The sequence below is a fragment of the Burkholderia sp. B10 genome, assembly GCF_004368385.1.
GTDB lineage: Bacteria > Pseudomonadota > Gammaproteobacteria > Burkholderiales > Burkholderiaceae > Burkholderia > Burkholderia vietnamiensis.
This window is the reverse complement of the sequence record NZ_PQMX01000031.1, coordinates 47,653-74,304: the sequence shown is the minus strand read 5'-3', so window position 1 is coordinate 74,304 and position 26,652 is coordinate 47,653. Positions and strand designations below refer to the sequence as shown.

Annotated in this window: 21 protein-coding genes and 2 riboswitches; of the genes, 10 read left to right on the top strand and 11 right to left on the bottom strand. The window is 69.4% G+C overall.

Going from position 1 to position 26,652, the window contains the following annotated elements; all coding sequences use genetic code 11:
- The first annotated feature begins 215 nt into the window (after window positions 1-215).
- The 4 genes from C3Y15_RS17240 to eutC all read left to right on the top strand — a co-directional run bounded on the left by C3Y15_RS17240 (window position 216) and on the right by eutC (window position 5,891).
- The gene (locus tag C3Y15_RS17240; RefSeq protein WP_046425450.1) at window positions 216-1,679 is read left to right on the top strand and encodes a mechanosensitive ion channel; all 1,464 of its coding nucleotides are present in this window, start codon (window positions 216-218) and stop codon (window positions 1,677-1,679) included.
- Window positions 1,680-2,086: 407 nt separating this feature from the next.
- Window positions 2,087-3,499, top strand: a complete 1,413-nt coding sequence (gene eat, locus C3Y15_RS17230; protein ID WP_014722192.1) for an ethanolamine permease — start codon at window positions 2,087-2,089, stop codon at window positions 3,497-3,499.
- 206 nt (window positions 3,500-3,705) lie between these two features.
- Window positions 3,706-5,103, top strand: a complete 1,398-nt coding sequence (locus C3Y15_RS17225; protein ID WP_034192978.1) for an ethanolamine ammonia-lyase subunit EutB — start codon at window positions 3,706-3,708, stop codon at window positions 5,101-5,103.
- Window positions 5,100-5,891 (top strand): ethanolamine ammonia-lyase subunit EutC, encoded by a 792-nt coding sequence (gene eutC, locus C3Y15_RS17220; RefSeq protein WP_011882837.1) that lies wholly within the window; start codon window positions 5,100-5,102, stop codon window positions 5,889-5,891. Before C3Y15_RS17225 ends, eutC begins: the two co-directional genes overlap by 4 nt.
- A 54-nt stretch (window positions 5,892-5,945) precedes the next feature.
- Here eutC and C3Y15_RS17215 read toward each other — a convergent pair whose 3' ends face one another.
- Complete coding sequence (locus tag C3Y15_RS17215) at window positions 5,946-6,830, bottom strand: LysR family transcriptional regulator (RefSeq protein ID WP_011882838.1); 885 nt, start codon at window positions 6,828-6,830, stop codon at window positions 5,946-5,948.
- Between the two features lie 146 nt (window positions 6,831-6,976).
- Between C3Y15_RS17215 and C3Y15_RS17210 the strand changes: the two genes are divergently transcribed.
- Window positions 6,977-8,581: an MFS transporter gene (locus C3Y15_RS17210; RefSeq protein WP_011882839.1), complete on the top strand. Its 1,605-nt coding sequence runs from the start codon at window positions 6,977-6,979 to the stop codon at window positions 8,579-8,581.
- A gap of 40 nt (window positions 8,582-8,621) precedes the next feature.
- On the opposite strand, the gene C3Y15_RS17205 is transcribed toward C3Y15_RS17210, so the two are convergent.
- Window positions 8,622-9,050 carry a pyridoxamine 5'-phosphate oxidase family protein gene (locus C3Y15_RS17205; RefSeq protein ID WP_014722195.1) on the bottom strand — a complete coding sequence of 143 codons (429 nt, stop codon included), beginning with the start codon at window positions 9,048-9,050 and terminating at the stop codon, window positions 8,622-8,624.
- Window positions 9,051-9,364: 314 nt separating this feature from the next.
- On the opposite strand from C3Y15_RS17205, the gene C3Y15_RS17200 reads away from it, so the two are divergent.
- The 3 genes from C3Y15_RS17200 (at window position 9,365) to C3Y15_RS17190 (ending at window position 13,113) form a co-directional block, all read left to right on the top strand.
- Window positions 9,365-10,891 carry an aldehyde dehydrogenase family protein gene (locus C3Y15_RS17200; protein WP_011882841.1) on the top strand — a complete coding sequence of 509 codons (1,527 nt, stop codon included), beginning with the start codon at window positions 9,365-9,367 and terminating at the stop codon, window positions 10,889-10,891.
- Between the two features lie 445 nt (window positions 10,892-11,336).
- Window positions 11,337-11,873, top strand: a complete 537-nt coding sequence (locus tag C3Y15_RS17195; protein ID WP_014722196.1) for a hypothetical protein — start codon at window positions 11,337-11,339, stop codon at window positions 11,871-11,873.
- A 205-nt stretch (window positions 11,874-12,078) separates the two neighbouring features.
- Window positions 12,079-13,113: a helix-turn-helix domain-containing protein gene (locus C3Y15_RS17190; protein WP_034192975.1), complete on the top strand. Its 1,035-nt coding sequence runs from the start codon at window positions 12,079-12,081 to the stop codon at window positions 13,111-13,113.
- 184 nt (window positions 13,114-13,297) lie between these two features.
- Here the strand turns inward: C3Y15_RS17190 and C3Y15_RS17185 are convergent, their stop codons facing one another.
- Together C3Y15_RS17185 and C3Y15_RS17180 are read right to left on the bottom strand one after the other, a co-directional pair.
- A complete protein-coding gene (locus C3Y15_RS17185; protein WP_069246102.1) occupies window positions 13,298-14,419 on the bottom strand; it encodes an ADP-heptose--LPS heptosyltransferase in 1,122 nt (373 codons plus the stop codon).
- Window positions 14,416-16,119 (bottom strand): thiamine pyrophosphate-binding protein, encoded by a 1,704-nt coding sequence (locus C3Y15_RS17180; protein WP_069246103.1) that lies wholly within the window; start codon window positions 16,117-16,119, stop codon window positions 14,416-14,418. The genes C3Y15_RS17185 and C3Y15_RS17180 overlap by 4 nt, the downstream gene beginning before the upstream one ends.
- Window positions 16,120-16,397: 278 nt before the next feature.
- Between C3Y15_RS17180 and vapB the strand changes: the two genes are divergently transcribed.
- Together vapB and C3Y15_RS17170 are read left to right on the top strand one after the other, a co-directional pair.
- On the top strand, window positions 16,398-16,634 hold the full coding sequence (vapB, locus tag C3Y15_RS17175; RefSeq protein ID WP_045578624.1) for a type II toxin-antitoxin system VapB family antitoxin: 237 nt from the start codon (window positions 16,398-16,400) through the stop codon (window positions 16,632-16,634).
- On the top strand, window positions 16,634-17,035 hold the full coding sequence (locus tag C3Y15_RS17170; RefSeq protein WP_059735504.1) for a type II toxin-antitoxin system VapC family toxin: 402 nt from the start codon (window positions 16,634-16,636) through the stop codon (window positions 17,033-17,035). Before vapB ends, C3Y15_RS17170 begins: the two co-directional genes overlap by 1 nt.
- A 67-nt stretch (window positions 17,036-17,102) precedes the next feature.
- On the opposite strand, the gene C3Y15_RS17165 is transcribed toward C3Y15_RS17170, so the two are convergent.
- The 7 genes from C3Y15_RS17165 to C3Y15_RS17135 form a co-directional block, all read right to left on the bottom strand.
- Window positions 17,103-18,491 carry an L-serine ammonia-lyase gene (locus tag C3Y15_RS17165; protein WP_014722202.1) on the bottom strand — a complete coding sequence of 463 codons (1,389 nt, stop codon included), beginning with the start codon at window positions 18,489-18,491 and terminating at the stop codon, window positions 17,103-17,105.
- A gap of 30 nt (window positions 18,492-18,521) precedes the next feature.
- The gene (locus C3Y15_RS17160; protein WP_045578623.1) at window positions 18,522-19,658 is read right to left on the bottom strand and encodes an alginate lyase family protein; all 1,137 of its coding nucleotides are present in this window, start codon (window positions 19,656-19,658) and stop codon (window positions 18,522-18,524) included.
- Between the two features lie 151 nt (window positions 19,659-19,809).
- Window positions 19,810-22,737 carry an aminomethyl-transferring glycine dehydrogenase gene (gene gcvP, locus C3Y15_RS17155; RefSeq protein ID WP_069246104.1) on the bottom strand — a complete coding sequence of 976 codons (2,928 nt, stop codon included), beginning with the start codon at window positions 22,735-22,737 and terminating at the stop codon, window positions 19,810-19,812.
- A 60-nt stretch (window positions 22,738-22,797) separates the two neighbouring features.
- Window positions 22,798-23,178: a glycine cleavage system protein GcvH gene (gene gcvH, locus C3Y15_RS17150; protein ID WP_011882851.1), complete on the bottom strand. Its 381-nt coding sequence runs from the start codon at window positions 23,176-23,178 to the stop codon at window positions 22,798-22,800.
- 123 nt (window positions 23,179-23,301) lie between these two features.
- Window positions 23,302-24,420, bottom strand: coding sequence for a glycine cleavage system aminomethyltransferase GcvT (gene gcvT / locus C3Y15_RS17145; protein WP_059463002.1), 1,119 nt, complete (start codon window positions 24,418-24,420; stop codon window positions 23,302-23,304).
- An 85-nt stretch (window positions 24,421-24,505) separates the two neighbouring features.
- Window positions 24,506-24,638: riboswitch (glycine riboswitch) on the bottom strand.
- A gap of 32 nt (window positions 24,639-24,670) precedes the next feature.
- Window positions 24,671-24,774, bottom strand: a riboswitch (glycine riboswitch).
- A 111-nt stretch (window positions 24,775-24,885) separates the two neighbouring features.
- Window positions 24,886-25,254 carry a hypothetical protein gene (locus tag C3Y15_RS17140; protein WP_059992204.1) on the bottom strand — a complete coding sequence of 123 codons (369 nt, stop codon included), beginning with the start codon at window positions 25,252-25,254 and terminating at the stop codon, window positions 24,886-24,888.
- A gap of 218 nt (window positions 25,255-25,472) precedes the next feature.
- Complete coding sequence (locus C3Y15_RS17135; protein WP_059493677.1) at window positions 25,473-26,525, bottom strand: oxidoreductase; 1,053 nt, start codon at window positions 26,523-26,525, stop codon at window positions 25,473-25,475.
- Window positions 26,526-26,652 lie beyond the last annotated feature (127 nt).

Here is a 26,652-nt window from a genome sequence, read left to right as displayed (position 1 = left end):
CTCCCAGCCATCGTCCGCCCCCGAATCGCCCCCTTTTAATTTGTCCGAATCGGGGTTCACCCCTCCGATCACCGACTAAAGTTAAAGAGGGTGAAATCGGATCAACGCGTCATTTTTCTCGGGTAAGTTCGCCGGACGGTAACGCACGGTTTTCGAAGTACGCAGGTAGTTCGTCGACGTTCAATCGCAACGCCACGTTTTCGGGAGAAGAAGAAATGGATGCTTCCAGCTTCATCACGTCGCTGCAGACCACGCTGGGCGGCTACCTGCCCAAGATAGCCGGCGCGATCGGCCTGTTGCTGATCGGCTGGCTGATCGCCGTGGCCGTGCGGGCCGGCGCGCTCCGGCTGCTGAACGCGCTGAACGTCGACCGGCGGATCAGCGAAAGCACCGGTCAGGGCGCGTGCGTCGAGCGGATCATCGCTGCCGGGCTGTTCTGGCTCGTGCTGCTCGTCACCGCGGTCGGCATCTTCAACGTGCTCAATCTGTACGCGGTGTCCAATCCGTTCTCGCTGCTCGTCACGCACATCGTCGACTACCTGCCGAACCTGATCGGCGGCGCGGCGCTGACGCTGATCGCGTGGCTCATCGCGTCGCTGCTGCGCAGCCTCGCGAACCGCGCACTGAAGGCGAGCAAGGTCGACACCGCGCTGGCCGAAAGCGCGGGCATGCAGCCGATGAGCGGCTATCTCGGCGACGTGCTGTTCTGGCTCGTCATCCTGATGTTCCTGCCCGCGATTCTCGGGTCGTTCGCGCTGTCCGGCCTGCTGGCGCCGGTGCAGGGAATGGTCGACAAGCTGCTCGCGATCGTGCCGAACCTGTTCGCGGCGGCGATGATCGGCTTCGTCGGCTGGATCGTCGCGCGCGTGCTGCGCGGCCTCGTGACGAACCTGCTGGTCGCGGCCGGCGCCGACCGCCTCACCGCGCGCCTCGACAGCCCGACGCCGGTGCGCGTGTCGAGCCTGATCGGCACGATCGTCTACGTGTTCGTGTTCGTGCCGACGCTGATCTCCGCGCTCGATGCGCTGAAGATCGAGGCGATCTCGATCCCTGCGACCAACATGCTGAACCAGTTCCTCGGCGCGGTGCCCGACATCGTCGCGGCGATCGTGATCGTGGTGGTGACGTTCTATTTCGCGCGCTTCGTCGCGTCGCTCGCGCAGAAGCTGCTGGAAGCCGCCGGCGCCGACGGGCTGCCGGCCGTGCTCGGCGTCGAGCGCGTGTTCTCCGGGATGCTGCAGCCGTCGGTGCTCGTCGCACGGCTGATCGTGTTCTTCGCGATGCTGTTCGCGGCGGTCGAGGCGGCCAACCGGCTCGGCTTCACGCAGGTGCGCGACGTCGTCACGCTGTTCATCGAATTCGGCGGCCACGTGCTGATGGGCGGCGTGATCCTCGTGATCGGCGTGTGGCTCGCCGGGCTTGCACGGCGCGTGATCGAGCAGGCCGACCGTGAGCACAGCGTATTGTTCGCACGGATCGCGCAGTTCGCGATCCTCGGCCTCGTGTTCGCGATGGGGCTGCGCGCGATGGGCATCGCCAACGAGATCGTGCAGCTCGCGTTCGGCCTCGTGCTCGGCGCGATCGCGGTGGCGGTCGCGCTGTCGTTCGGTCTCGGCGGCCGCGAAGCGGCCGGCAAGCTGCTCGACCGCTGGTTCAACCAGCGCGGCGGCGGTCAGTAACGCCGCACGGGGCGTCCGCGCCGCGTGAGTCACTCACGCCGCGCGGACTACCCACGCCGCGCGAGCCACTCACGCCGCGCGGACTACCCACGCCGCGCGAGCCACCCCCACCGCGTGGACCACCAACGCCGTGTGAGCCTCTCATGCCGCGCGGACTACCAACGCCGCGCGAGCCACCCACACCGCGCGAGGCGTCCACACCGCCCGAGCCACCACACCCCGCTCCGGCGCGCTCCGCGCGCGCCCAGCGCGCCTGCATAACGTCCCGCACCACGCGCCCGGCGTTTCCGTCAGCGAAACGTCAGCCGCCATCTTTGCCGAATTTCGATAACACGTCGTTTTATGACTCTCTAGCATCGATTCTCAGTCGCGCGGGCAGGCAGGCCGGCGCCCTTCAGGAGAATCCGATGAAAGCAGAGTCGAATGGCCGGCCCGCAGCCGGCGCCAAGTCGTCCGGCCAGCCCGCGCTGCAGCAAACGCTCGGCACCTGGCAACTGTGGGGCATCGCGGTCGGCCTCGTGATCTCCGGCGAGTACTTCGGCTGGAGCTACGGCTGGGCGAGCGCCGGCACGCTGGGCTTCGTCATCACCGCGCTGTTCGTCGCGGCGATGTACACCACCTTCATCTTCAGCTTCACCGAGCTGACCACGTCGATCCCGCACGCGGGCGGCCCGTTCGCGTATGCGCGCCGCGCATTCGGCCCGACCGGCGGCTATCTCGCCGGCGCCGCGACGCTCGTCGAATTCGTGTTCGCGCCGCCCGCCATCGCGCTGGCGATCGGCGCATACCTGCACGTGCAGTTCCCTGGGCTCGAGCCGAAGCACGCGGCGATGGGCGCGTATCTCGTGTTCATGGCGCTGAACATCGTCGGCGTGCAGATCGCCGCGACGTTCGAGCTGGTCGTCACGCTGTTCGCGATCTTCGAGCTGCTGGTGTTCATGGGCGTCGTGTCGCCGGGCTTCGCGTGGAGCAACTTCATGAAGGGCGGCTGGGCCGGTGCCGATCACTTCAGCATGGGCGCGTTCCACGGCATGTTCGCCGCGATTCCGTTCGCGATCTGGTTCTTCCTCGCGATCGAAGGTGTCGCGATGGCCGCCGAGGAAGCGAAGAACCCGAAGCGCTCGATCCCGATCGCCTACGTGGCCGGCATCCTGACGCTCGTGGTCCTCGCGATCGGCGTGATGGTGTTCGCCGGCGGCGCGGGCGACTGGACCAAGCTCGCGAACATCAACGATCCGCTGCCGCAGGCGATGAAGTACATCGTCGGCGCGAACAGCGGCTGGATGCACATGCTGGTGTGGCTCGGGCTGTTCGGGCTGGTCGCGTCGTTCCACGGGATCATCCTCGGCTATTCGCGCCAGATCTTCGCGCTGGCCCGCGAAGGCTATCTGCCCGAATGGCTCGGCAAGGTGCATCCGCGCTTCAAGACCCCGCATCGCGCGATCCTCGCGGGCGGCGTGGTCGGGATCGCCGCGATCTACAGCGACGAGCTGATCCAGTTCGGCGGCCAGACGCTCACCGCGAACATCGTGACGATGTCGGTGTTCGGCGCGATCGTGATGTATATCGTCAGCATGGCGGCGCTGTTCAAGCTGCGCCGCTCGCAACCGAACATGGCGCGGCCGTTCCGTGCGCCGATGTACCCGTTGTTCCCGGCGTTCGCGATCGTGGCGGCCCTCGTGTGCCTCGGAACCATGGTCTACTTCAACGGGCTGGTGGCGATGGTGTTCATCGCGTTCCTGGCGGTCGGCTACGCTTACTTCATCGCGACCCGGTCGCAGCGCGCGAGCGCGCCGGCCGACGTGCTGCTCGAGGAATGACGTTGGCACGCCCGAACGGCGGCGCATGACGGCCTGCGGCGCGCCCGATGGAACGGGCGCGCCGTTGGCGTTCGGCAGGCGGAAGAGGTGGGCAGGCAGGAAGGCAGGGAAAGCAGGGCAGCAAGGCAAGCCGTGCAGGCGGTTCACGCACGGCGAGCCCGGTAAACCCGGCAGGCAGCGCAAGCACTGGCAAGGAGATTCGAACGATGTCCTATACGGAGACGATCGGCCCGCGCACGTACCGGTTCGCGGACCTGAAAACGCTGCTCGCGAAGGCGAGCCCGCTGCGCTCGGGCGACCAGCTCGCCGGCGTCGCGGCGGCGAGCGAGGAAGAGCGCGTGGCCGCGAAGATCGCGCTCGCGAGCGTGCCGCTGAAGGCGTTCCTGAACGAGGCGGTGATCCCGTACGAACAGGACGAAGTCACGCGCCTGATCGTCGACGATCACGACGCCCAGGCCTTCGCGGAGATCTCGCATCTGACCGTCGGCGATTTCCGCAACTGGCTGCTGTCGCCGGCGGCCGACGGCGCCGCGCTCGAACGCATCGCAGCGGGGCTCACGCCGGAGATGGTCGCGGCCGTGTCGAAGCTGATGCGCAACCAGGATCTGATCGCGGCGGCGAGAAAGCGCCGCGTCGTCACGCGCTTTCGCAACACGGTCGGGCTGCCCGGCCGGATGTCGGTGCGGCTGCAGCCGAATCACCCGACCGACGACGTGAAGGGCATCGCCGCGTCGATGCTCGACGGGCTGATGTACGGCTGCGGCGACGCGATGATCGGCATCAACCCCGCAACCGACAGCCTCGCGGCGATCGTCAAGCTGCTCGCGATGATCGACGGCTTCCGCGAGCGCTACGGCGTGCCGACGCAGTCTTGCGTGCTCACGCACGTGACCAACACGATCGCGGCGATCGACAAGGGCGCGCCGGTCGACCTGGTGTTCCAGTCGATCGCGGGCACCGAGAAGGCGAACGCGAGCTTCGGGATCTCGCTCGCGCTGCTCGGCGAGGCGCGCGCCGCCGCGTTGTCGCTCGCGCGCGGCACCGTCGGCAACAACGTGATGTACTTCGAGACGGGCCAGGGCAGCGCGCTGTCGGCGAACGCGCATTTCGGCGTCGACCAGCAGACCTGCGAAGTGCGCGCGTATGCGGTCGCGCGCAAGTTCGATCCGTTCCTGGTGAACACGGTGGTCGGCTTCATCGGCCCGGAATACCTGTACGACGGCAAGCAGATCATCCGCGCGGGCCTCGAGGATCACTTCTGCGGCAAGCTGCTCGGCGTGCCGATGGGCTGCGACATCTGCTACACGAACCACGCGGAAGCCGACCAGGACGACATGGACACGCTGCTGACGCTGCTCGGCGCGGCCGGCATCAACTTCATCATGGGGATTCCCGGCGCGGACGACGTGATGCTGAACTACCAGAGCACGTCGTTTCACGATCAGCTGTACGTGCGCGAGGTGCTCGGCCTGCGCCGCGCGCCGGAGTTCGAGGAGTGGCTCGAGACGATGGAGATCGCCGACGCGCACGGCGCCCTGCGCGCGGCGAACGCACGCGTGCCGCTGCTCGCGGGCGCGAACGACTGGATGGGGATTTCCGCATGAGCGACGCCGTCGAGAAGAATCCGTGGGCGCAGCTGAAGGCGTTCACGAACGCGCGAATCGCGCTCGGCCGCGCGGGCAGCAGCCTGCCGACCGCACCGCTGCTCGCGTTCAACCTGTCGCACGCGCAGGCGCGCGACGCCGTGCATCAGCCGCTCGATTCGGAGGCGCTGCGCCGCGAGCTCGACACGGCCGGCTTCGCGACGCTCGGCGTGCAGAGCGCCGCAGTCGATCGCCAGCATTACCTGCGCCGCCCCGATCTCGGCCGCAAGCTGTCGGACGACGGACGCGCGCTGCTGGCCGGCTACGGTGCGATGCTCGACGATGCGCCCGATGTGGTGTTCGTGGTCGGCGACGGGCTGTCCGCCTTCGCGGCCGCGAAGCAGGCGTTGCCGCTGCTGCAGGCCGTGTGCCCGCGGCTGCACGCGGACGGCTGGCGGCTCGGCCCGGTGGTGGTGGCGACGCAGGCGCGCGTCGCGCTCGGCGACGAGATCGGCGAGCTGCTGCGCGCGCGGGCCGTCGCGATGCTGATCGGCGAGCGGCCGGGGCTCAGCTCGCCGGACAGCCTCGGCGTGTACCTGACGTGGGCGCCGAAGGTCGGCTGCCACGACGCGCAGCGCAACTGCATCTCGAACGTGCGGCCCGAAGGCCTGCCGCATGCGGCGGCGGCGCACAAGCTGCACTACCTGATGACCGAGGCGCGCCGGCTGCGGCTCACGGGCGTCGGCCTCAAGGACGACAGCGACGCGCTGTTGCCGCCGCAACAGGCCGAGCGGATCGGCGCCGCGTGACGGTGAGCCGTCGATGGCGCGGGGCGCGGCGGCCGACACGGGCGCGCGGTTCGGCTACCTGAACAGCCGCTCGCACAGGAAGTCGACGAACACGCGCAGCTTCGGCGACAGCTGCCGGCTCGACGGCCACACGATCGAGAACTGTCCCGGTGCGATCCGGTAGTCGTCGAGCACGGTGACGAGCGTGCCGGCGTCGAGCGCGTCGCGCGCGAGGAAGTCGGGCATGTAGCCGATGCCGAGGCCGGCCATCACCGCGCCGCGCAGCGCTTCCATGTTGTTGCAGGTCATCGCGGTGCGCAGCTTCAGCGGTGTGCCGTCGTCGGCCGCCAGCGCCCAGTCCTGCAGCTTGCCGGTGGTCGGAAAGCAGTAGCGCACGCAATCGTGCGTGTCGAGATCGTGCGGTACGCGCGGCGTGCCGGCCCGCGCGAGATACGCGGGCGTGGCGCACAGCACGAACGCGAACGGGCCGAGCCGCCGCGACATCAGGCTCGAATCCGACAGCGGGCCGCTGCGGATCACCGCGTCGAAGCCGCCTTCGACGACGTCGACCATCCGGTCGTTGAAATCCAGGTCGAGCTCCACTTCCGGGTAGCACTCGCGAAACGCCGGCAGCACCGGCAGCAGAAACCGGTAGCCGATCACGGGCAGGCTCACGCGCAGCCTGCCGCGTGGGCGCTGCGCGGACGCCGTGACGGTCGCTTCCGCGTCGCGAAGATCCTCGAGGATGCGCTGGCAGCGCTCGTAGAAATGGCGCCCTTCGTCGGTCAGCGTGACGCGCCGCGTCGTGCGGTTGAACAGGCGTACGCCGAGCGACTGCTCGAGCCGCGCGATCGTCTTGCCGACGGCCGACGCCGAAATGCCCAGCGCGCGGCCGGCCGCGACGAAGCTCAGTGCTTCGGCGGCGCGGACGAACGCGGCGATGCCGTTGAGGTTTTCCATCGAGACGGAGCGGGCTGCGATTGATCGGGAATTGCGGAATTTTAGTCCGATATATGCGGAGCCTTGCACGGTTTTTCTCGAATTCAATCCGATTTATCTTCGATCGCTATCGACGCGCATCCGCGCGGTCATTTCGAGGAGCGATGATGGATCACCCGTTTTCAGCCGGTTCGACCGGCGCGGCACACCGGCGCGCGTGGGTGCTGGCGGCCGTGTGCATGGCGGCCGTCGCGTTGCCGCTGTCGTTTTCGGGCGGCGCGGTCGCGACGCCGGCGATCGGCCGCGACCTGCATGGTGGCCCCGTCGCGATGAACTGGATCACCAACGCGTTCATGCTCGCGTTCGGCAGCTGCCTGATGGCGGCGGGCGCGCTGGCGGACCAGTTCGGCCGCAAGCGCGTGTTCGCGATCGGCGTGGGCGGCTTCACGCTGATGTCGGTCGCGCTCGCGTTCGCGCCGTCGATGCTCGCGATCGACCTGCTGCGCGCCGCGCAGGGGCTCGCGGCGGCCGCGGCGCTCGCGGGCGGCACGGCCGCGCTCGCGCAGGAGTTCGACGGCGCGGCCCGCACGCGCGCGTTCAGCCTGCTCGGCACCACGTTCGGCGTCGGCCTCGCGTTCGGGCCGGTGCTCGCGGGCTGGCTGATCGCGCATCACGGCTGGCGCGCGATCTTCGTCACCGGCGCGGCGGCGGGCGTCCTGTCGCTGGCGCTCGGGCTGCCGCGCATGCACGAGTCGCGCGACCCGCATGCGACGGGGCTCGACTGGCCCGGCACCGTCGCGTTCACCGGCGCGCTGACGCTGTTCACGTTCGGCGTGATCGAGGCGCCCGCGCGCGGCTGGACGGACCCGCTCGTCGTCGTGCTGCTGGCCGGCGCGGCGCTCGGCGCGTGCGCGTTCGTCGCGATCGAGACGCGCGTCGCGCGGCCGATGCTCGACCTGTCGCTGTTCCGGATTCCGCGCTTCGTCGGCGTGCAGGTGCTGCCGGTGTCGACCTGCTGCTGCTACATCGTGCTGCTGGTCGTGCTGCCGCTGCGCTTCATCGGCATCGACGGCTTCAGCGAAATCGACGCAGGCTGGCTGATGCTCGCGATCTCCGCGCCGATGCTCATCGTGCCGCTGGTCGCGGCGACGCTCACGCGCTGGCTGTCGGCCGGCGTGATCTCGGGGCTCGGTCTGCTGCTCGCGGCGGCCGGCCTGGTGTGGCTCGATGTGGCGCTGCGCGGCGGCGCCGGGCCGGCCGCGATTGGGCCGATGCTCGCGATCGGCATCGGCGCGGGGATGCCGTGGGGGTTGATGGACGGGCTGTCGGTCAGCGTCGTGCCGAAGGAGCGCGCGGGGATGGCGACGGGGATCTTCAGCACGACGCGCGTGGCGGGCGAGGGCATCGCGCTCGCGATCGCCGGCGCGGTGCTGGCGACGCTTGCGCACGCCGATCTGCGGCGCGTGCCGGCGGGCGGCGCGTCCGGCGCATCCGATGCGGCGCTGCGCGCGGCCGCGCGGCTCGCGACCGGCGATCTCGCCGGCGCGGCGGCCGTGTTGCCGGGCGTCGATCGCGCGACGCTGTTGGCGAGTTATTTGCACGCGTTCGACCGGTTGCTGCTCGCGCTCGCGGTGGTGACGGTGCTGTGCGCGGGTGTGGTGTTCGCGTTTCTCGGCGCGCGGCCGGCGCCGGATGCGACGACGGGCGCCGACGACGGCAGCCGCGCGCGTGGCGATGCGGCGGCGCGGCGTGCGGCGCGCAACGCCGCGTAGTCCTACCGATCCGAAGACACGACGCCCGCCCCACGCCGCGTCACGCCAGCACCAGCGGTGGCAGCCGCGCATCCGCGCGTGCCTGCGCGCGCTCCACCGCGACGACCACGTAGCGCCGCGCATCGGGCCACAGCTGCGCGTGGCTTCCGGCATCTTCGTCGACGGTCGCGCGCCCCTGCACGAGCCACGTCGTCTGCCGCACGAAATCGACGAACAGCAACGCGATCGACGGGTTCACGAGCAGGTTGCCGATCGTGTTGAACAGGTTGTTGCCCGCGAAGTCGGGCAGCACCAGCGTCCTGCGATCGGCCACATGGACCAGCGGCGCGAACGAGCCGTCGGCGCGCGGCTGACGGCCGCGATACGAGCAATCGGCGTCGCCGGCCGCGTTCGCGGTCGCGACGATCAGGAACGCCTGTTCCTGGATGAAGGCGACGGCATCGTCGCTGAGAGGGGCCGCATCGGTCATGGTTCGGTGGTCGCGTCTGGGCGTACGAAACACCGAGCCGTACGCAAGCCACATGCCACGCGCCGACTGTCACACACCGATGCGGCGGCGCGGCTGCGCTGTGGAAAATCCGAACACCCGCGCCGCGGCTGTGCCATCGCATTGTTCAGAATCGACACACTTGCGCGATGCGTGCAGCGACTGCGCGCGGCGGACGGCCGCACGCATCGCTCCGGTTTGCTTGTCGGCCCGCTTTGGCACGCATGTTGCGTAATCCGTGCAGCGCGATCCAACCGGCGCTGCATTCACACAAGCACGATGAACAGGAGACATGTATGAACCCGTTTGACCTGAAACAACTGGGCCTCGACGTCGAATATCCGTATCGTCAGCAGTACGACAACTACATCGGCGGCAAGTGGGTTCCGCCGGTGAAGGGCGACTATTTCGAGAACGTGTCGCCGATCAACGGCAAGCCGTTCTGCCGCGTGCCGCGCTCGGGCGCGGAGGACATCGAGGCCGCACTCGATGCCGCACACGCCGCGCGCCGCAAGTGGGCCAAGACGTCCGTCACCGAGCGTGCGAACCTGCTGCTCGCCGCCGCCGACCGGATGGAGAAGAACCTGAAGCTGCTGGCCGTGGCCGAGACGATCGACAACGGCAAGCCGCTGCGCGAGACGATGGCCGCCGACCTGCCGCTCGCGGTCGACCACTTCCGCTACTTCGCCGGCTGCATCCGCGCGCAGGAAGGCGGCATTTCCGAGATCGACGACAACACCGTCGCATACCACTTCCATGAGCCGCTCGGCGTGGTCGGCCAGATCATCCCGTGGAACTTCCCGCTGCTGATGGCCGCCTGGAAGCTCGCGCCGGCGCTCGCAGCCGGCTGCTGCGTGGTGATGAAGCCCGCCGAGCAGACGCCTGCATCGGTGCTGGTGCTGATGGAGCTGATCGGCGACCTGTTCCCGGCCGGCACGATCAACATCGTCAACGGCTTCGGCAAGGAAGCCGGTGAGGCGCTCGCGACCAGCAAGCGCATCGCGAAGATCGCGTTCACCGGTTCGACGCCGGTCGGCAAGCACATCCTGCGCGCCGCCGCCGAGAGCCTGATTCCTTCGACCGTCGAACTGGGCGGCAAGAGCCCGAACATCTTCTTCGCCGACGTGCTCGACCAGGACGACGCGTTCCTCGACAAGACGCTCGAAGGCCTCGCGATGTTCGCGCTGAACCAGGGCGAAGTGTGCACGTGCCCGTCGCGGATCCTGATCCAGGAATCGATCTACGAGCGCTTCATCGAGAAGGCGGTCGCGCGTGTCGAGCGCATCAAGGCCGGCCATCCGCTCGACCTGCAGACGATGATCGGCGCGCAGGCGTCGCAGCAACAGCTCGACAAGATCCTGTCGTACATCGACATCGGCCGCGGCGAAGGCGCGCAATGCCTGACGGGCGGCGAACGCACGGCGCCGGCAGCCGATCTCGGCGCGGGCTACTACGTGAAGCCGACGATGCTGCTCGGCAACAACAAGATGCGCGTGTTCCAGGAAGAGATCTTCGGGCCGGTCGCGTCGGTGATGACGTTCAAGGACGAGCAGGAAGCGATCGAACTCGCGAACGACACGTTCTTCGGGCTCGGCGCGGGCGTGTGGACGCGCAACGGCACGCGTGCATACCGGATGGGCCGCGAGATCGAGGCCGGCCGCGTGTGGACCAACTGCTATCACCTGTATCCCGCGCATGCGGCGTTCGGCGGCTACAAGCAGTCGGGCATCGGTCGCGAGACGCACAAGATGGCGCTGTCCAACTATCAGCAGACGAAGTGCCTGCTGGTCAGCTACCAGGCCGAGGCGCTCGGGTTCTTCTGATCGCAGGGGCAGGGGTGAAGCGCCGGGGCCGGACCGTGCCGCACGTGGTGTCGTGCGGCATGTGAGCGCCGTGCGGCGGTGTCTGCTGGTCCGGGTACCGGTCGAGGCGTTCGGGTTGTTCCGATCGCCGCGGCAGCGGTGAGGCGCCGGGGCTGGACCACGCCGCACGCGACGTCGCGCGGCGCGCAAGGGCCGTGCGGCGCTGGCCGGCCGTGCAGTCTGCGGCCAGCAAGCCGCCGTGGCGCACGCTGCATGCGCCGCCGGCCGTCGTGTCCGGTGCTTCATCGTCTGCTGATTGTTCCGCTTCTCGTGGTTCGGGGTTCGCGTTCGATACGCGACGTCGGCCGCATATCGCCGCAGCGTCCGAGCGCGACGGCAACGACGCCGCCGAGCGCCCGAGCGCGAGCGGCCCGTACCGCATAACGACGCGCCTACCGGAGCCCGCATGGCCGAACCGCCGCGTTCCTTTCCACATCACCCTGTGTTCCACGCGGGCGAACTCGATGCACATCAACGCTTCGGCGTGGCCGACGATGCCGAACGGATGAGCGAGGTCGTCACGACGCGCCTGAGCATCGGCGTGCGCCAGTTCGTCGAGACGCAGCCGTTCATGTTCGTCGGCGCGACGTCCGACGGCGCGGCGACCTGCGATATCGTGCAGAGCCAGCGCGACGCGAACGGCGATCTGCTGCCCGTCGTGCGCGTGGTCGACACGAAAACGCTGCGCTTCGTGCTGCCGCTCCATGACGACGGCAACCGGATCGCCATGCGCGCGGACGAGGCGGTCGGCATCGGGCTGCTGTTCATCGATTTCGTGCGCGGCATCCGTTACCGGATCAACGGCCGCGCGACGTTGCGCACCGACCTCGGCGGCGCCGACGCGGCGCCTTGGGCCGCCGGCAGCCCGATCGTCGAGCTGGCGATCCAGCAGGCGTACGGCAATTGCGGCACGCGCGTCGTGCGCTTGCGGCCGGGCACGTAGCCGGCCGCCGAGGGGCATCGATGGCCGCCGCCGCGCATCGCGCACCCGCCCGGTGCGCGGCGCGCCGCCTACGGGTGCGCCCGTGTTGCGCGCGCCAGCCGCGCGCCGGCCGTGCGCCGCGCAATGACGGGCTTCTCGCCCGATCGCGCGGTTCGGCACGGGACTTGCGTGACGCACGCGCGCCTGGGCAGCAGAGGAGAACACGATGGAACGACGAGTGGAGTGCGCGGCCGAGCCGACGGCCGAGAACACGCGCTGCAGCGCGCAGGGCGACGACGCGCTCGCCGGCCAGGCGGTCGTCAGCGTCGCGCACGACGCCGACGAACAGGCGCGCAACCTGATCGGCTGGCGGCAAACCTACGACCAGCTCGCGGCCGGCCGCTTCGTCGGCACGCTGACCGAGCTGCCGCTCGACACGATGAAGCTCTTTCGCGAGTCGACCAGCCATCTGCTGCGCCAGGCCTGCGAGGTGCGCGGCGACGCATACTGGTTCGGCATCCCGCTCGCGAACGATGGCAACGCGCGGGTCGACGCGTGCCGCATCGGGCCCGGTGCGCTCGCGTTTCGGCCGGGCAACGTTGAATTCGAATTGCTGACGCCCGCGCAGTTTTCGATCTACGGCGTGGTCGTGCGCGGCGACGTGCTGCGCCGTTACGCGGAGGAAGTCGAACACCGCGCGCTCGACGAGCGGCTGTTCGCGCAGCGCGTGATCCAGGTCGGCGACGCGCGGCTCGCGCGGCTGTGTGCACTGCTCGGCCAGCGGCTCGACGGTGCGGCTGCCGCAGGCGGGCCGCTGGCCGATGCGCAGCGCGACGACCTGCAGGCCGGCGTGCTGGCCGCGCTGTTCGACGCGTGCGCGCAGCCGGCCGACGATGGCGTCGGCAGTGCGCCGTCGACGCGGCGCTGGATCGTCGAGCAGGCGCGCGAGTACGTGCTCGCCCACCGTACTCGTCCCGTCGGCGTGCCGGAGCTGTGCGAGCAGCTGCACGTGAGCCGGCGCACGCTGCAGTATTGCTTCCAGGATGTGCTCGGGATGGCGCCCGCCACCTATCTGCGCACGCTGCGGCTCAACGGCGCACGGCGCGACCTGTGCGGGCGCGCGGCCGGCTCGGTGCAGGACGTCGCGGCCGCGTGGGGCTTCTGGCACCTGAGCCAGTTTGCGACCGACTATCGGCGGATGTTCGGCAAGCGCCCGTCGGAGACGCTGCGCGACCGTGCCGCAATGGTGACGGCCGGCTGACCGGGCGACGCAGGATGCGGCGGCGCGCGTGGGCGTCGGCGTGACCGCCGCGCTCGTAGCGTGCGCGCTCTGCGGCGGTCGTTCCAGCCGTACTTCCAGCCGCACTTCCAGCCGCACTTCCAGCCGCACTTCCAGCCGCACTTCCAGCCGCACTTCCAGCCGCACTTCCAGCCGCACTTCGACCCTAACTCCCCGCCGTACTCCCAGCCGCACCCGTGACCACCACGTCCCGCGCACTTGGCCAAGACAGCGCCGTCCAGTCGATCGCCCGGTAGGCGGCCTCGACCGCCGCAAGATCGTCCGGCCGCTCGCTGCGGTGCAGTCCGTGCAATTCGGCCGGCACGTTCACCGCCACCGGCACGCAGTGCGGATAGTCGCGCACGCGCAGTTCGGGGGCGATCGTCGTGAAACAGCCGAGCGTCGGCACGTCGAAGCCGTCCGCGATATGCAGTGCGGCCGTGTCGGGCGCGAGCAGCATGCTCGCACCGGCGATCCACGCGATGAAGTGCGCGGTGTCGGCCGCGTCGCGGCTCACGTCGACGTATGCGGGATGCGCGACCGGCCCGAACCCGGCCACCGGCATCCGGTAACGCTGCGCGAGCATGTCGACGAACGCGGCACGCAGCGCCGGCGGCACGCTGCGTACCGCGGTGCTCGCGGTCGGACAGAACAGCACGTAGGGCCGCCGCCATGCGGGCGGCAGCGCAGGCAGCGGCAGCTTCGCGAGCCAGCGGTTGCGCTTGTCGGCGGCCGGCACCGCGGCCGGATCGGTGCCGAGCGCGGCGAGGAAGAAGTCGATCATCGGCTCGCGCGCGAACGCCGGCCAGTACAGGTGATTGCCGAGATCGATGCAGCGCGTGTGCGCGGGCAGAGCATCGGCCGCGCAAGGCAGCGTGCGCGGCACGGCGACGACGTCGGCCGCGAGCGCATACAGCGCGTCGACGTAGCGCGGCGCGCGGGCCGGCCGGTACACCGTGAAGCGCAGCTGCGGATGGCGCGCGCGCAACGCCGCGAGCGCGCTCAGCCCGATCACCGAATCGCCGAGCGCGACGCCCATCCCGTTGATCACGTGCACGTCGGCCGTACGCGCGTAGTCGAGCCGGAACGGCCGCTGGGCCGCATGCAGCAGGCCCAGCGCAGGTGCGGCCGGCACGTACTCGGCCGCCCATTCGCTGCCGTGCTCGAGATCGTACGGTGCGACCAGCGTGCCGTCGCGCGCGAGCAGCGTGCCGGGGTAGGCGAGCGCAGCGTCGCGCGACAGTGCGGCGCCGACGCCCACGCCCGCCGCCAGCGGTGTCGCGGTCATGCGCCGCGCGCGCGACGGCCCTGATCGCGGATCTGCTCGAGCGTCGCGGCCGGCGTGCTGGCGTCCTGCGGGATGCGGATCTCGATCAGCGCCGGCAGTCCGCAGCCGAGCGCGCGCTCCAATGCCGGCGCGAACTCGGCGGTGTGCGCGACCGTCTCGCCATGCGCGCCGAACGCGCGCGCATATGCGGCGAAATCGGGGTTCGTCAGGCCCGTGCCGTGCACGCGTCCCGGATAGTTGCGCTCCTGATGCATGCGGATCGTGCCGAAATGGCCGTTGTTGACGACGATCACGACGATGTTCAGCCCGTACTGCATCGCGGTCGCGAGCTCGTTGCCGGCCATCATGAAGCAGCCGTCGCCGGCGAGCGCGACGACCGCGCGCGTCGGATAAAGCGACTTCGCGGCGAGCGCGGCCGGCAACCCGTAGCCCATTGCGCCGCTGGTGGGCGCGAGCTGCGAGCGGAAGTGCCGGTACGCGAAGTGGCGATGCAGCCAGATCGCGTAATTGCCGGCGCCGTTGGTCAGGATCGCATCGTGCGGCAGACGCTCGCGCAGCTGCACCATCACGTCGCCGAGCTGGACGTCGCCGGGCATCGGCAGCGGCGCATGCCATTCGCGGTACGCGCGGTGCGCATCGGCGACCGTGCCGGCCCACGGCCGCTGCTGCGGCGGCTCCAGCGCGGCGAGCGGCGCGGCGATCTCGGGCATCCCGGCCACGATCGGCAGATCGGGCGCATACACGCGGCCGAGCTCGTCGGCGCCCTGGTGGACGTGAATCAGCGTCTGGTGCGTCTTCGGGATGTCGAGCAGCGTGTAGCCGCCCGTCGTCGCTTCGCCGAGCCGCGGGCCGAGCACGAGCAGCAGGTCGGCGTCGCGAATGCGCCGGCCGAGCGCGGGATTGATGCCGAGACCGACGTCGCCCGCGTAGTTCGGATGCGCGTTGTCGAACGTGTCCTGGAAGCGGAACGCGCACGCGACGGGCAACTGCCAGCGCTCGACGAAGGTTCGCAGGTTCGCGCAGGCGTCCGGTGTCCAGCCGCTGCCGCCGACGATCACGAACGGCCGCTCGGCGCGCGCGAGCCGTTCGCGCAATTCGTCGAGCTGCGCGGCCGACGGCGACGCCGCGATGCGTTTCGCGGCCGGCACGGCCGGTTGCGGCGCACATGCTTCGGACAACACGTCTTCCGGCAGCGCGAGCACGACGGGCCCTGGGCGGCCCGAGGTCGCGACATGGAACGCGTGGCTCAGATATTCGGGAATGCGGCGCGGGTCATCGATCTGCGCGACCCACTTCGCCATCTGGCCGAACATGCGGCGATAGTCGATTTCCTGGAACGCTTCGCGATCGAGGTGTTCGCGCGCGCACTGGCCGACGAACAGGATCATCGGCGTCGAATCCTGGAACGCCGTATGCACGCCGATCGACGCGTGGGTCGCTCCCGGCCCGCGCGTGACGAACGCGATGCCGGGCCGGCTCGTCAGCTTGCCGACCGCCTCGGCCATGTTGGCCGCCGCCGCCTCGTGCCGGCAGACGACCGTCTGGATGCGCGCGGTGTCGTCCGCGAGCGCATCGAGCACGGCGAGGAAGCTCTCGCCCGGCACGCAGAACACGCGTTCGACGTGATTGGCGAGCAACGCATCGACGAGCAGTCGCGCGCCCGTGGTGGTGCGCGGCTCGAGATCCTTGGAATGCGACATGGGCTGCCGTCTCCCTGGGTAGCGGGACGTACAGCTTACGCCGGTTGCCCGCCCGGTGAAAAGGGGCGGAACGAGGGGCGTTCACCGGAGCACGGCCGGGCGTTCGCGCCGCTTTCGACTGGCCGGACGGCCGGCTTGTGCGGACGCGTGCGCCGGTGGAAAGTGGGCGTTGTGAATATCGGGCCGGACGATGGAGGGAGCTTATGTACACACAGGGATTTACATCACGCATGGCGTCATATGATGTACATCCTCAGTACATCCGACGAGAGGTCGACATGCATACCACGAGGGTATTTCGGAACGGCAATTCGCAGGCCGTGCGAATTCCTGCGGATCTCGCTTATGAGCGCAGCGATATCGAGCTCGAGATCGAGCGCATCGGCGACGAGATCCGCATCCGGCCGGCGCGACGGCCGTTGACGCAGGTGCTCGAGAAGTTCGCGAAGTTCGCGCCCGATTTCATGGCGGAAGGGCGTGGCGACCACGAGCAGGCCGAACGCGAGGGGTTGTGATGCCGCGCTACATGCTCGACACCAACATGTGCATCTACTTGATGAAGAGCCAGCCCGAGCAAGTGGCGAAGCGATTTGCGCAGTGCTACACGGGCGACGTCGTGATGTCGGCGATCACGTATGCCGCGCTGGAGTACGGCGTCACCGCTTGCGCGGCGCCCGCGCGTGAGCGCCGCCATCTTGCGGCGCTGATCGAGGATATTCCCGTCGCGCCGTTCGACGCCGCGGCCGCGCAAGCATATGGGCCCGTGCGTGACGCAACGCGCGCATGGAAGAAGGATCATCTCGACAAACTGATCGCCGCTCATGCGGTGTCGCTCGATGTCGTGCTGGTGACGAATGACGAGCGCGATTTCACGAGCTATCCGGGATTGCGGCTGGAGAACTGGCTGAACGATTAGCGCCGGGCGGCGCGTGCGGCGGCAAGGCGCGACGGCGATTCGCGCCGCCTTGCCGCCGTGCCGCGCATCAGCACTCGACGATGTTCACGGCGAGCCCGCCGCGCGACGTTTCCTTGTACTTCGTCTTCATGTCCGCGCCCGTCTCGCGCATCGTCTTGATCACCGAATCGAGCGACACGTAGTGCGAGCCGTCGCCGCGCAGCGCCATGCGCGCCGCGTTGACGGCCTTCACCGACGCCATCGCGTTGCGCTCGATGCACGGGATCTGCACCATCCCGCCGACCGGGTCGCAGGTGAGGCCGAGGTTGTGCTCCATCCCGATCTCGGCCGCGTTCTCGACCTGGCGCGGCGTGCCGCCGAGCACGGCGGCGAGCGCGCCGGCCGCCATCGAGCACGCGACGCCCACTTCGCCCTGACAGCCCACTTCCGCGCCGGAAATCGATGCGTTGAGCTTGTACAGGATGCCGATCGCCGCGGCCGTCAGCAGGAAGTCGATCACGCCCTGTTCGTTCGCGCCCGGCGTGAAGCGTGTGTAGTAATGCAGCACCGCGGGAATGATGCCGGCCGCGCCGTTGGTCGGCGCGGTCACGACGCGGCCGCCGGCCGCGTTCTCCTCGTTGACCGCGATCGCATACAGGTTGATCCAGTCGACCATCGACAGCGGGTCCTGCAGCGCGCGCTCGGGGTTGCCGGTCAGCGCGCGATACAGCTGCGGCGCGCGGCGCTTGACCTGGAACGGGCCGGGCAGGTTGCCGTCGGCGTTCGGGTTGCCGATCCCGCAGCCGCGCGACACGCACGACTGCATCACCGCCCAGATCTTCAGCAGCCCGTCGCGCGTCTGTTCCTCGGTGTGCCACGCGCGCTCGTTTTCCCACATCAGCTGCGCGATCGACTTGCCGGTCGACTCGGCCAGCGCGAGCAGCTCGGCGCCGGTGCGAAACGGATGGGTCATCTGCTCGGCCGCGCTCAGCACCTTCGTGTTCGGCGCGCCGGCCGTCACGACGAAGCCGCCGCCGACCGACAGATAGGTGCGCTCGGCGAGCACCGCGCCCGCCGCGTCGGCGGCGCGCAGTTTCATCCCGTTCGGATGCTCCGGCAGCGCCTGCCGGTAGAACGCGATGTGCTCCTTCAGCACGAACGGCACCGGATGCCTGCCGAGCAGCGCGAGCTGCTTCGACGTGCGGATCTGTTCGAGCCGCGCGTCGATGGTGTCCGGATCGACGGTGTCGGGCGCGTCGCCGAGCAGCCCGAGCATCACGCCGCGGTCGGTGCCGTGGCCCTTGCCGGTCGCACCCAGCGAGCCGTACAGCTCGACCTTCACGTGGGCGGTCGCATCGAGCAGCCCGTCGCGCTCCAGGCCCTGCACGAACATCAGCGCCGCGCGCATCGGGCCGACCGTATGCGAGCTGGACGGGCCGATGCCGATCTTGAAGAGGTCAAACACGCTGACTGCCATTTCGATTCCTGCCTTGCGTTGAAAGTAGTGCTAGCGCGCCTGCAGCGGCAGGCACGCGGCCAGCCATGCGGGCGGCATGACGGAGAGCTGCCGCGCGACGCGGGCATAGCGCCCGTCGAGCCGCGCGGCCAGATGAAAGAGTTCGGTGGCGTTTTTCGGGTCCCACTGCCCCGTGTAGCCCGGTAGCCCGGCTTCTCGGCGCTTCGCGTCGAATGGCACCGCCGAATGCACGAATTCGTCGTGCGTCTTCTCGCCGCGCGCATACGGCACGAGCCAGTCGAGCGCGGCCGCGAGCGTCGCGCCATTCGTGCCGCGCTCGCGCAGCCAGTTACGGTTGAAGCGGCGTGCGGCGAGCGCGGCCGTCACCAGCGGCTGCAGGTCGTACACCGTGTAGTGCAGCGCATCGCGCTCGTCGAAGTCCCAGGTCTTGCCGTCCGCGCCGATGTTGTCGGCGAGGTGTTCGACGAACAGCCGCTGCGCGGCGTTCATCATCCGGCGGTCGCCGAGCGTGAAGGCCGACAGCGCGATCAGCTTGATCCGGTGGCTCTGCCAGTTGTTGCGCCAGGTGCCGGTGAGCGGACGCTTCTGCGCGTCGATCTGCGCGACGTAGCCCGCGCCGAGCTTCGCGATGAACGCCGCGGTCGCGTTGCGGGTCTTCACCGGCAGCGCGCTGGCGGTCATGTCGTACGCGATGATCAGGCTGTCGAAGCGCGTCTCGTCGATCGGATTGAAGCTCGGCTCGTAGGTCGACACCCACGCGGACAGGAAGCGGTCGACCAGCTGCAGGTAGCGCGGCGCATTGGTCACCCGCCACGCGAGCGCGGCGTCGCGCATCAGCTCCATGTCCTTCAGCGCGTCGTTGCTCTGGTCGTAGATGCCTTCATGCGGCAGCGTGCCTTCGGTATGCACGCGCGGCATCGCCTTCGGCTGTTCGCCGATGCGCGCGTCGACGCTGCGGATCAGCGCCTGCACGCCCGGCTCGGCCTGCGTCGTCTCGCTCGCCTGCAACGCGGGCGCCGCGCAGAAATTCATGGCAGCGCGCGCGCTGCCGGCCGTACCGAGGCCGGCAACGACGAGCGACAGCGACGCGACGAGCAACGGCAACGAACGGCGCGTGGCCGGCCGGTCCTGCGTTGCACCATGGCCCGGAAACATCGGACGCACCATGCGGAACTCCTTGATTGGCTGGATCGCGTGTGATGTTAGCCCGATCGGCGGTCCAGCGCGCACCGGACGGCCCGGCCGACAACGCAAAAACCGCACGCAACCAGCGGTTGCGTGCGGTCCGGTCACGATCGGAGGCCGGTGTCGCCGCGCGTTATGCGTATTCCGACATCGGCACGCACGAGCAGAACAGGTTGCGGTCGCCGTATGCGTTGTCCGCGCGGCCGACCGGCGGCCAGTACTTGTTCGTGACGAGCGATGCGACCGGATACGCGGCCTGCTCGCGCGAGTACGCATGCGGCCACTCGTTCGCGGTGACGACGGCTGCCGTATGCGGCGCGTGACGCAGCGGGTTGTCCTCGCGGTCGGCGCGGCCTTCCTCGACGGCGCGGATTTCCTCGCGGATCGCGATCATCGCGGCGATGAAGCGGTCGAGTTCTTCCTGCGATTCCGATTCGGTCGGCTCGACCATCAGCGTGCCGGGCACCGGGAAGCTCATCGTCGGCGCGTGGAAGCCGTAGTCCATCAGGCGCTTCGCGACGTCGTCGACGGTGATGCCGCTGGTTTCCTTGATCGGCCGCAGGTCGAGAATGCACTCGTGCGCGACGAGTCCGCCCGGGCCCGAATACAGCACCGGGTAGTGCGGCGCGAGGCGCTTCGCGATGTAGTTCGCGTTGAGGATCGCCGTCTCGGTGGCGGCGGTCAGGTTCTTCGCGCCCATCATCGCGATGTACATCCACGAGATCGGCAGGATCGACGCGGAGCCGTACGGCGCGGCCGACACCGCGCCGATCCCCTCTTCGCCGCGCGCGTAGCCGGTCGAACGCTGGTTCGGCAGGAACTTCGCGAGGTGCGGGCCGACCGCGACCGGGCCGACGCCCGGGCCGCCGCCGCCGTGCGGGATGCAGAAGGTCTTGTGCAGGTTCAGGTGCGACACGTCGCCGCCGAACTGGCCCGGCGCGGTGAGGCCGACCATCGCGTTCATGTTCGCGCCGTCGACGTACACCTGGCCGCCGTGCGCATGGACGATCTCGCAGATCTCGCGCACGTTCTGCTCGAACACGCCGTGCGTCGACGGATACGTGATCATGATCGCCGCGAGGTCGTTCGCGTGCTGTTCGGCCTTCGCTTTCAGGTCGGCGATGTCGACGTTGCCCTGCGCGTCGCACGCGACGACCACGACCTTCATGCCGGCCATGTGCGCGGACGCCGGGTTGGTGCCGTGCGCGGACGCCGGGATCAGGCAGACGTCGCGATGCGCTTCGCCGCGCGACGCGTGGTACGCGTGGATCACCAGCAGCCCCGCGTATTCGCCCTGCGAGCCGGCGTTCGGCTGCAGCGACACGGCCGCGTAGCCGGTGGCAGCGACGAGCATCTGCTCGAGCTGGTCGATCATCTCGCGGTAGCCGGCCGTCTGCTCGGACGGCGCGAACGGATGGATGCGGCCGAACTCGGGCCACGTGACCGGCAGCATTTCCGACGTCGCGTTCAGCTTCATCGTGCACGAGCCGAGCGGAATCATCGAGCGGTCGAGCGCGAGGTCCTTGTCCGACAGGCTGCGCAGGTAGCGCAGCATCTCGGTTTCGGAATGGTGGCGGTTGAACACGTGGTGCGTCAGGTACGCGCTCGTGCGCTCGAGGCCGGCCGGCAGCGCGGCGACGCCGGGCAGGCCCGCGTCCAGCGCGTCGACGTCCGGCGCGGTGCAGCCCGCGGCCTGCGCGAACACGGCCAGCAGATCGGCGAGGTCGTCGCGGGTCGTCGTTTCGTCGACCGACACGCCGACTTGCGTGTCGCTGACGCGGCGCAGGTTGATGCGCTTCGCGTTCGCGAAGGCGTGGAGCTGCGCGGTGCGTGCGCCGGCGTTGATCGTCAGCGTGTCGAAGAAGGTGTCGTTGACGGTCGTGAAGCCGAGCTGCTTGACGCCCGCGGCGAGCAGTGCGGCGATGCGGTTCACGCGCAGCGCGATCGTCTTCAGGCCGTGCGGGCCGTGATAGACCGCGTACATGCTCGCCATGATCGCGAGCAGCGCCTGCGCGGTACACACGTTCGACGTGGCCTTCTCGCGGCGGATGTGCTGTTCGCGCGTCTGCAGCGCGAGGCGCAGCGCGGGCTTGCCCTGTGCGTCGACGGTCACGCCGACGAGACGGCCCGGCATCTGGCGCTTGAATTCGTCGCGCACGGCCATGTAGGCGGCGTGCGGGCCGCCGAAGCCCATCGGCACGCCGAAGCGCTGCGTGTTGCCGACCGCGACGTCCGCGCCCCATTCGCCGGGCGGCGTCAGCACGGTCAGCGCGAGCAGGTCGGCCGCGACGACGACATGGCCACCCGCCGCGTGGATCGCGTCGGTGAGCGCGCGGTAGTCGCGCACGTCGCCGTTCACGCCTGGATACTGGAGCAGCACGCCGAACGCGCCGGCCTGCGCAGCCTCGGCGGCCGGGCCGGTCTTCACTTCGATGCCGATCGGCAGCGCGCGCGTGCGGACTACTTCGAGGGTTTGCGGCAGCACGTCGTCGGCCACGTAGAACACGTTCGACTTCGGCTTGCCGGTGCGTTGCAGCAGCGTCATCGCTTCGGCGGCGGCCGTTGCTTCGTCGAGCAGCGACGCGTTCGAGATCGCGAGGCCGGTCAGATCGACGACCATCTGCTGGAAGTTCAGGAGCGCCTCGAGGCGGCCCTGGGAAATTTCGGGCTGGTACGGCGTGTACGCCGTGTACCACGCCGGGTTTTCGAGCACGTTACGCAGGATCACGGCCGGCGTGTGCGAGTCGTAATAGCCCTGGCCGATGTACGAGCGGAACACCTGGTTCTTGTCCGCGAGCGCGCGCAGCGCGGCGAGCGCTTCGGCCTCGCTCTTCGGCTGCGCGAACGGGCCGAGCGGCAGCGCTTCGGCGCGGCGGATCGACGCGGGGATCACGGCGTCGATCAGGGCGGCGCGCGACGCGAAGCCGAGCGTGTCGAGCATGGCCTGCTGGCTGGCGGCATCGGGGCCGATGTGGCGTTCTGCGAACGCGTCGTGCGTTTCGAGCGCGGCGAGCGAGAGGGGCGTGCGGTTCATCAGGCGGTCCGGGTGTTCGTGCTTCATGGCGTGACTCTGGTCCCGCGCGCGCCGGCTGGCCGGCCGCGCGCGGTTCGGGTAGGGGAATTAGTCGATCAGCTTGCTGTAGGCGGCGGCGTCGATCAGCTTGTCGGTCGATGCGCCGTCGGCGAGCTTCAGCTTGAACAGCCACACGCCGTATGCGTCGCCGTTCACGCCTTCCGGCGAATCGGTCGCTTCTTCGTTGATCGCGACGACTTCGCCGGACACCGGCGAGTAGATGTCGGATGCCGCCTTCACCGATTCGACGACGCCCACCGCGTCGCCCGCATTCACCGACTTGCCGACTTGCGGCAGCTCGAGGAAGACGATGTCGCCGAGCGTGCTCTGCGCGTGATCGGTGATGCCGACCGTCAGCGTGCCGTCTGCCTCGGTGCGGACCCACTCGTGTTCGTCGGTGTACTTCAGATCGGCCGGGACGTTGCTCATCGGATGCTCCTGGATAAAAGATGTGTTCGTTATGCTGGCGCGCCGTCGGGGTGCGCCGGATGGGGTTGCGCCGGGCGCCATTCCCGGCTTTGCCGGGCGGCGGCCGTGGCCGCTTCCCGGTCGTTACGCAGCGAGGACCTTGCCGTTGCGCACGAACGGCAGTTTTACCACGCGCGCGGGAAGTTGCTTGTCTCGAATCTGCACATGGACGATGTCGCCGAGCTGGACGGCGGCCGGCACGCGCGCGAACGCGATCGACTCCTGCATCGACGGCGAGAACGTGCCGCTCGTGATCTCGCCTTCGCCGTGCGGCGTGACGACTTTCTGGTGCGCGCGCAGCACGCCGCCCGCCTTGCCGTTTTCCTTCTGCAGGATCAGGCCGACGAACGCGGCGCGCGTGCCGTCGCGCTCGAGCGCGGGGCGGCCGACGAATTCGCGCGGGGCGGAGAGATCGACCGTCCATGCGAGGCCGGCGTCGAGCGGGGACACGGTTTCGTCCATGTCCTGGCCGTACAGGTTCATGCCGGCCTCGAGGCGCAGCGTGTCGCGCGCGCCGAGCCCGCACGGGCGCACGCCGTTTTGCTGCAGCGCGTTCCAGAGCGCGATGACGTGCACGGCGGGGACGATCACTTCGAAGCCGTCTTCGCCGGTGTAGCCGGTGCGCGCGACGGTGAGATCGCCGAACGGCGTGCCGGCGACCTGCGCGGCGTTGAACGGCTTGAGCTCGCTCGTCGCGGCGCGCGCGGCGGGCACGGTGGCCCAGACTTTTTCACGGGCGTTCGGGCCCTGGACGGCCACGATCGCGAAATCGCGGCGCGGCGCGATCGTCAGGCCGTATCCGCCTTGTTCGTTGAGCTGGTTGAACCACGCGATGTCCTTCTCGGCCGTGCCGGCGTTGACCACCACGCGGAAGAAGTCTTCGGTGAAGTAATAGACGATCAGATCGTCGATGACGCCGCCTTGCGGATTGAGCAGGCACGAGTAGAGCGCCTTGCCGGGCGTCTTGAGCTTGCCGACGTTGTTGGCGAGCGCATGCTCGAAGAACGCGCGCACGCGGCTGCCGGTGAAATCGACGACGCACATGTGCGACACGTCGAACATGCCGGCGTCGGTGCGCACGGCTTCGTGCTCTTCGATCTGCGAGCCGTAGTTGACGGGCATGTCCCAGCCGCCGAAGTCGACCATGCGGGCATTGAGCGCGCGGTGCGCGGCGTTGAGCGGGGTGTGATTCAGGGCAGTCATCGAGGCCTCAGGCAAGGCGCTTGCGCGCGGGTCAGAACGGCCATGTGCGGACCTTCGCGGCCGTGTGGCCTGCGAGCGATCCGGTACATGCCCCTCTGTCCTCGATACCTGAGAGATTGCGCTGCGGACCAAGCCGGCAAACGCGCGCCCCTTCGGTGGGCAGCCTGCCCGCGCAGCATGTGCGCAGCGGGCTACTGCCGCTCTCCAGAGTGCGGGGAAGGCGGCCCGCGCAATGCGCGGAACGGGATTCCCCGACGCGGTCGGTCCTTTTGCCTGAGAGTTTGCGGGTGTGCCCCTTCGGCGGCGCGACCGGCGTATCGACTATGCGGTCACGCGCTCTCCCGACGCGTGCGGGCGACTGTACGCGAGCGGGTCGGCGTTGTCAATTTGAGCAAAAGAATGTCGCTTCGCGACAAGCGCAGCGCGGGCGCCGACGTGCTCGCCGGCGCCCGCGCGCGCCCGGCGTCACTCGCCGATCGCGCGTGCGGCCGTGTCGAGTTCCTGGTTCAGTACGCGCTGCTCGTCGCCGGACAGACCGCCACTGTGCTGCGTCGACATGTCGCTCGCCTCCTGGCGGATCACGTCGAGGCGATGGTGCAGCTGCGCGCCGTACGGCGGCGGATAGTAGCCGCCGTTCACGCGCGCGTCGATGCGGCGGTGCAGATTGTCGATCCGGCCCTGCACTTCCTGCATGCGCTCGTTGGCGACGACCTGCGGGTTCGGGCGCGGCGGCGGCGGCGGAACCTGCCGGGCCGATCGCTGCGGCTGCACGACACAGGCCGCGAGTGCGGAAACCAGAACGCAGCATGCCGCTGCGCGAATCAACCGTTGCATCACAATTCTCCTGACGGTTTGGTGTCGGATCGACTTTTTGAGAAACGCGTCAGACCGGGGCAGCGCTGACTTTCGTTCCCGCACCATTTGTAACGGTTTGTTCGGCGGGGTTGTTCCGTGATGCGGCGCGAGCGGCCGCCGCGCGGCACGGTGCGGCCGGACCGCGGATCGAGCTTGCCGCGACGGCCGGCGCGGCAAGGGCCCGCGCCGACCGCCTTTCAGACGACGCGCCGTACGAACGGTACGCGGCGGCCTTCGTGTTCGCTCTGCGCGGCAAGCTCGATGATGGTCATCACGTCGACGGCGTCCTGCGGCGTGACGGGGAACGGCGCGCCGTCGTGGACGGCCGCGGCGAGCGCCCGGTAGAACTCCGCGTACTGGCCGTCGAGCGTCGGCACCGGCCGCTCGACCTCGACCTCGCCTTCGAGCGTGCGCAGCACACCGGGCGGGTTGCCGCCGCCGAATTCGACGTCGTCGGGCGTGAGGCCGGCCTTCAGCTGGTCCTCCTGCGTGTCGAGCCCGAACTTCTGGTAGCTGCCGCGCGTGCCGTGCAGCGTGAAGCGCGCGGGCTCGATCGCCGACAGCGCGCTCGCGTGCAGCGCGACGTCCTTGTCCGGGTAGCCGAGCATCAGGTGTACGAAGTCGGGCGCCGTGCCGTTGTCGCGGCGCGTCTTGACCGTCGCGCTGACCGTCTCGGGCAGGCCGAACAATGCGAGCGCCTGATCGATCAGATGCGGGCCGAGGTCGAGCAGCAGGCCGCCGCCGCGGGCCGGCTCCTCGCGCCAGCGAGTGCGCGGGGTCGGGCGGAAACGGTCGAAGTGCGACGTGAAGTAGGTGAGGCGGCCGAGCTCGCCCGATTCGACGATCCGGCGCACGGTGAGGAAGTCGCCGTCCCAGCGGCGGTTGTGGAACGGCGCGAACAGGCGGCTGCGCGCGTTGGCGAGCCGGGCGAGCGCGAGCGCTTCGTCGGCGGTCAGCGTGACCGGCTTGTCGACGACCACGTGGCGGCCGGCTTCGAGCACCTGGCGCGCGAGCGTGAAGTGCGTGTCGTTTGGCGTGGCGATCACCACGCAGTCGATGACGTCCAGCCGCAGCAGCGCTTCGAGGTCGGGGACGATGCGCGCGCCCGGATATGCGGCGCGCGCGCGATCGGGTTGCCCCGTTGCGATCGCGGTGACCTCGGTGCGGCCGCTCGTGGCGATCACCGGCGCGTGGAACGTCGCGCCGGCGAAACCGAAACCCATCAAACCAATCCTGAGCAATGACGACATGGCAATTCCTGGCTGCGTACGAAACGAAAGGATGGCGCGCCGGGTTGGCGCGGGGACGACCGGCTATTTTGGCATGGCGCGGCGACACGCATCGACGGGGCCGGCAGAATGCCCGTCGGCAGACGGC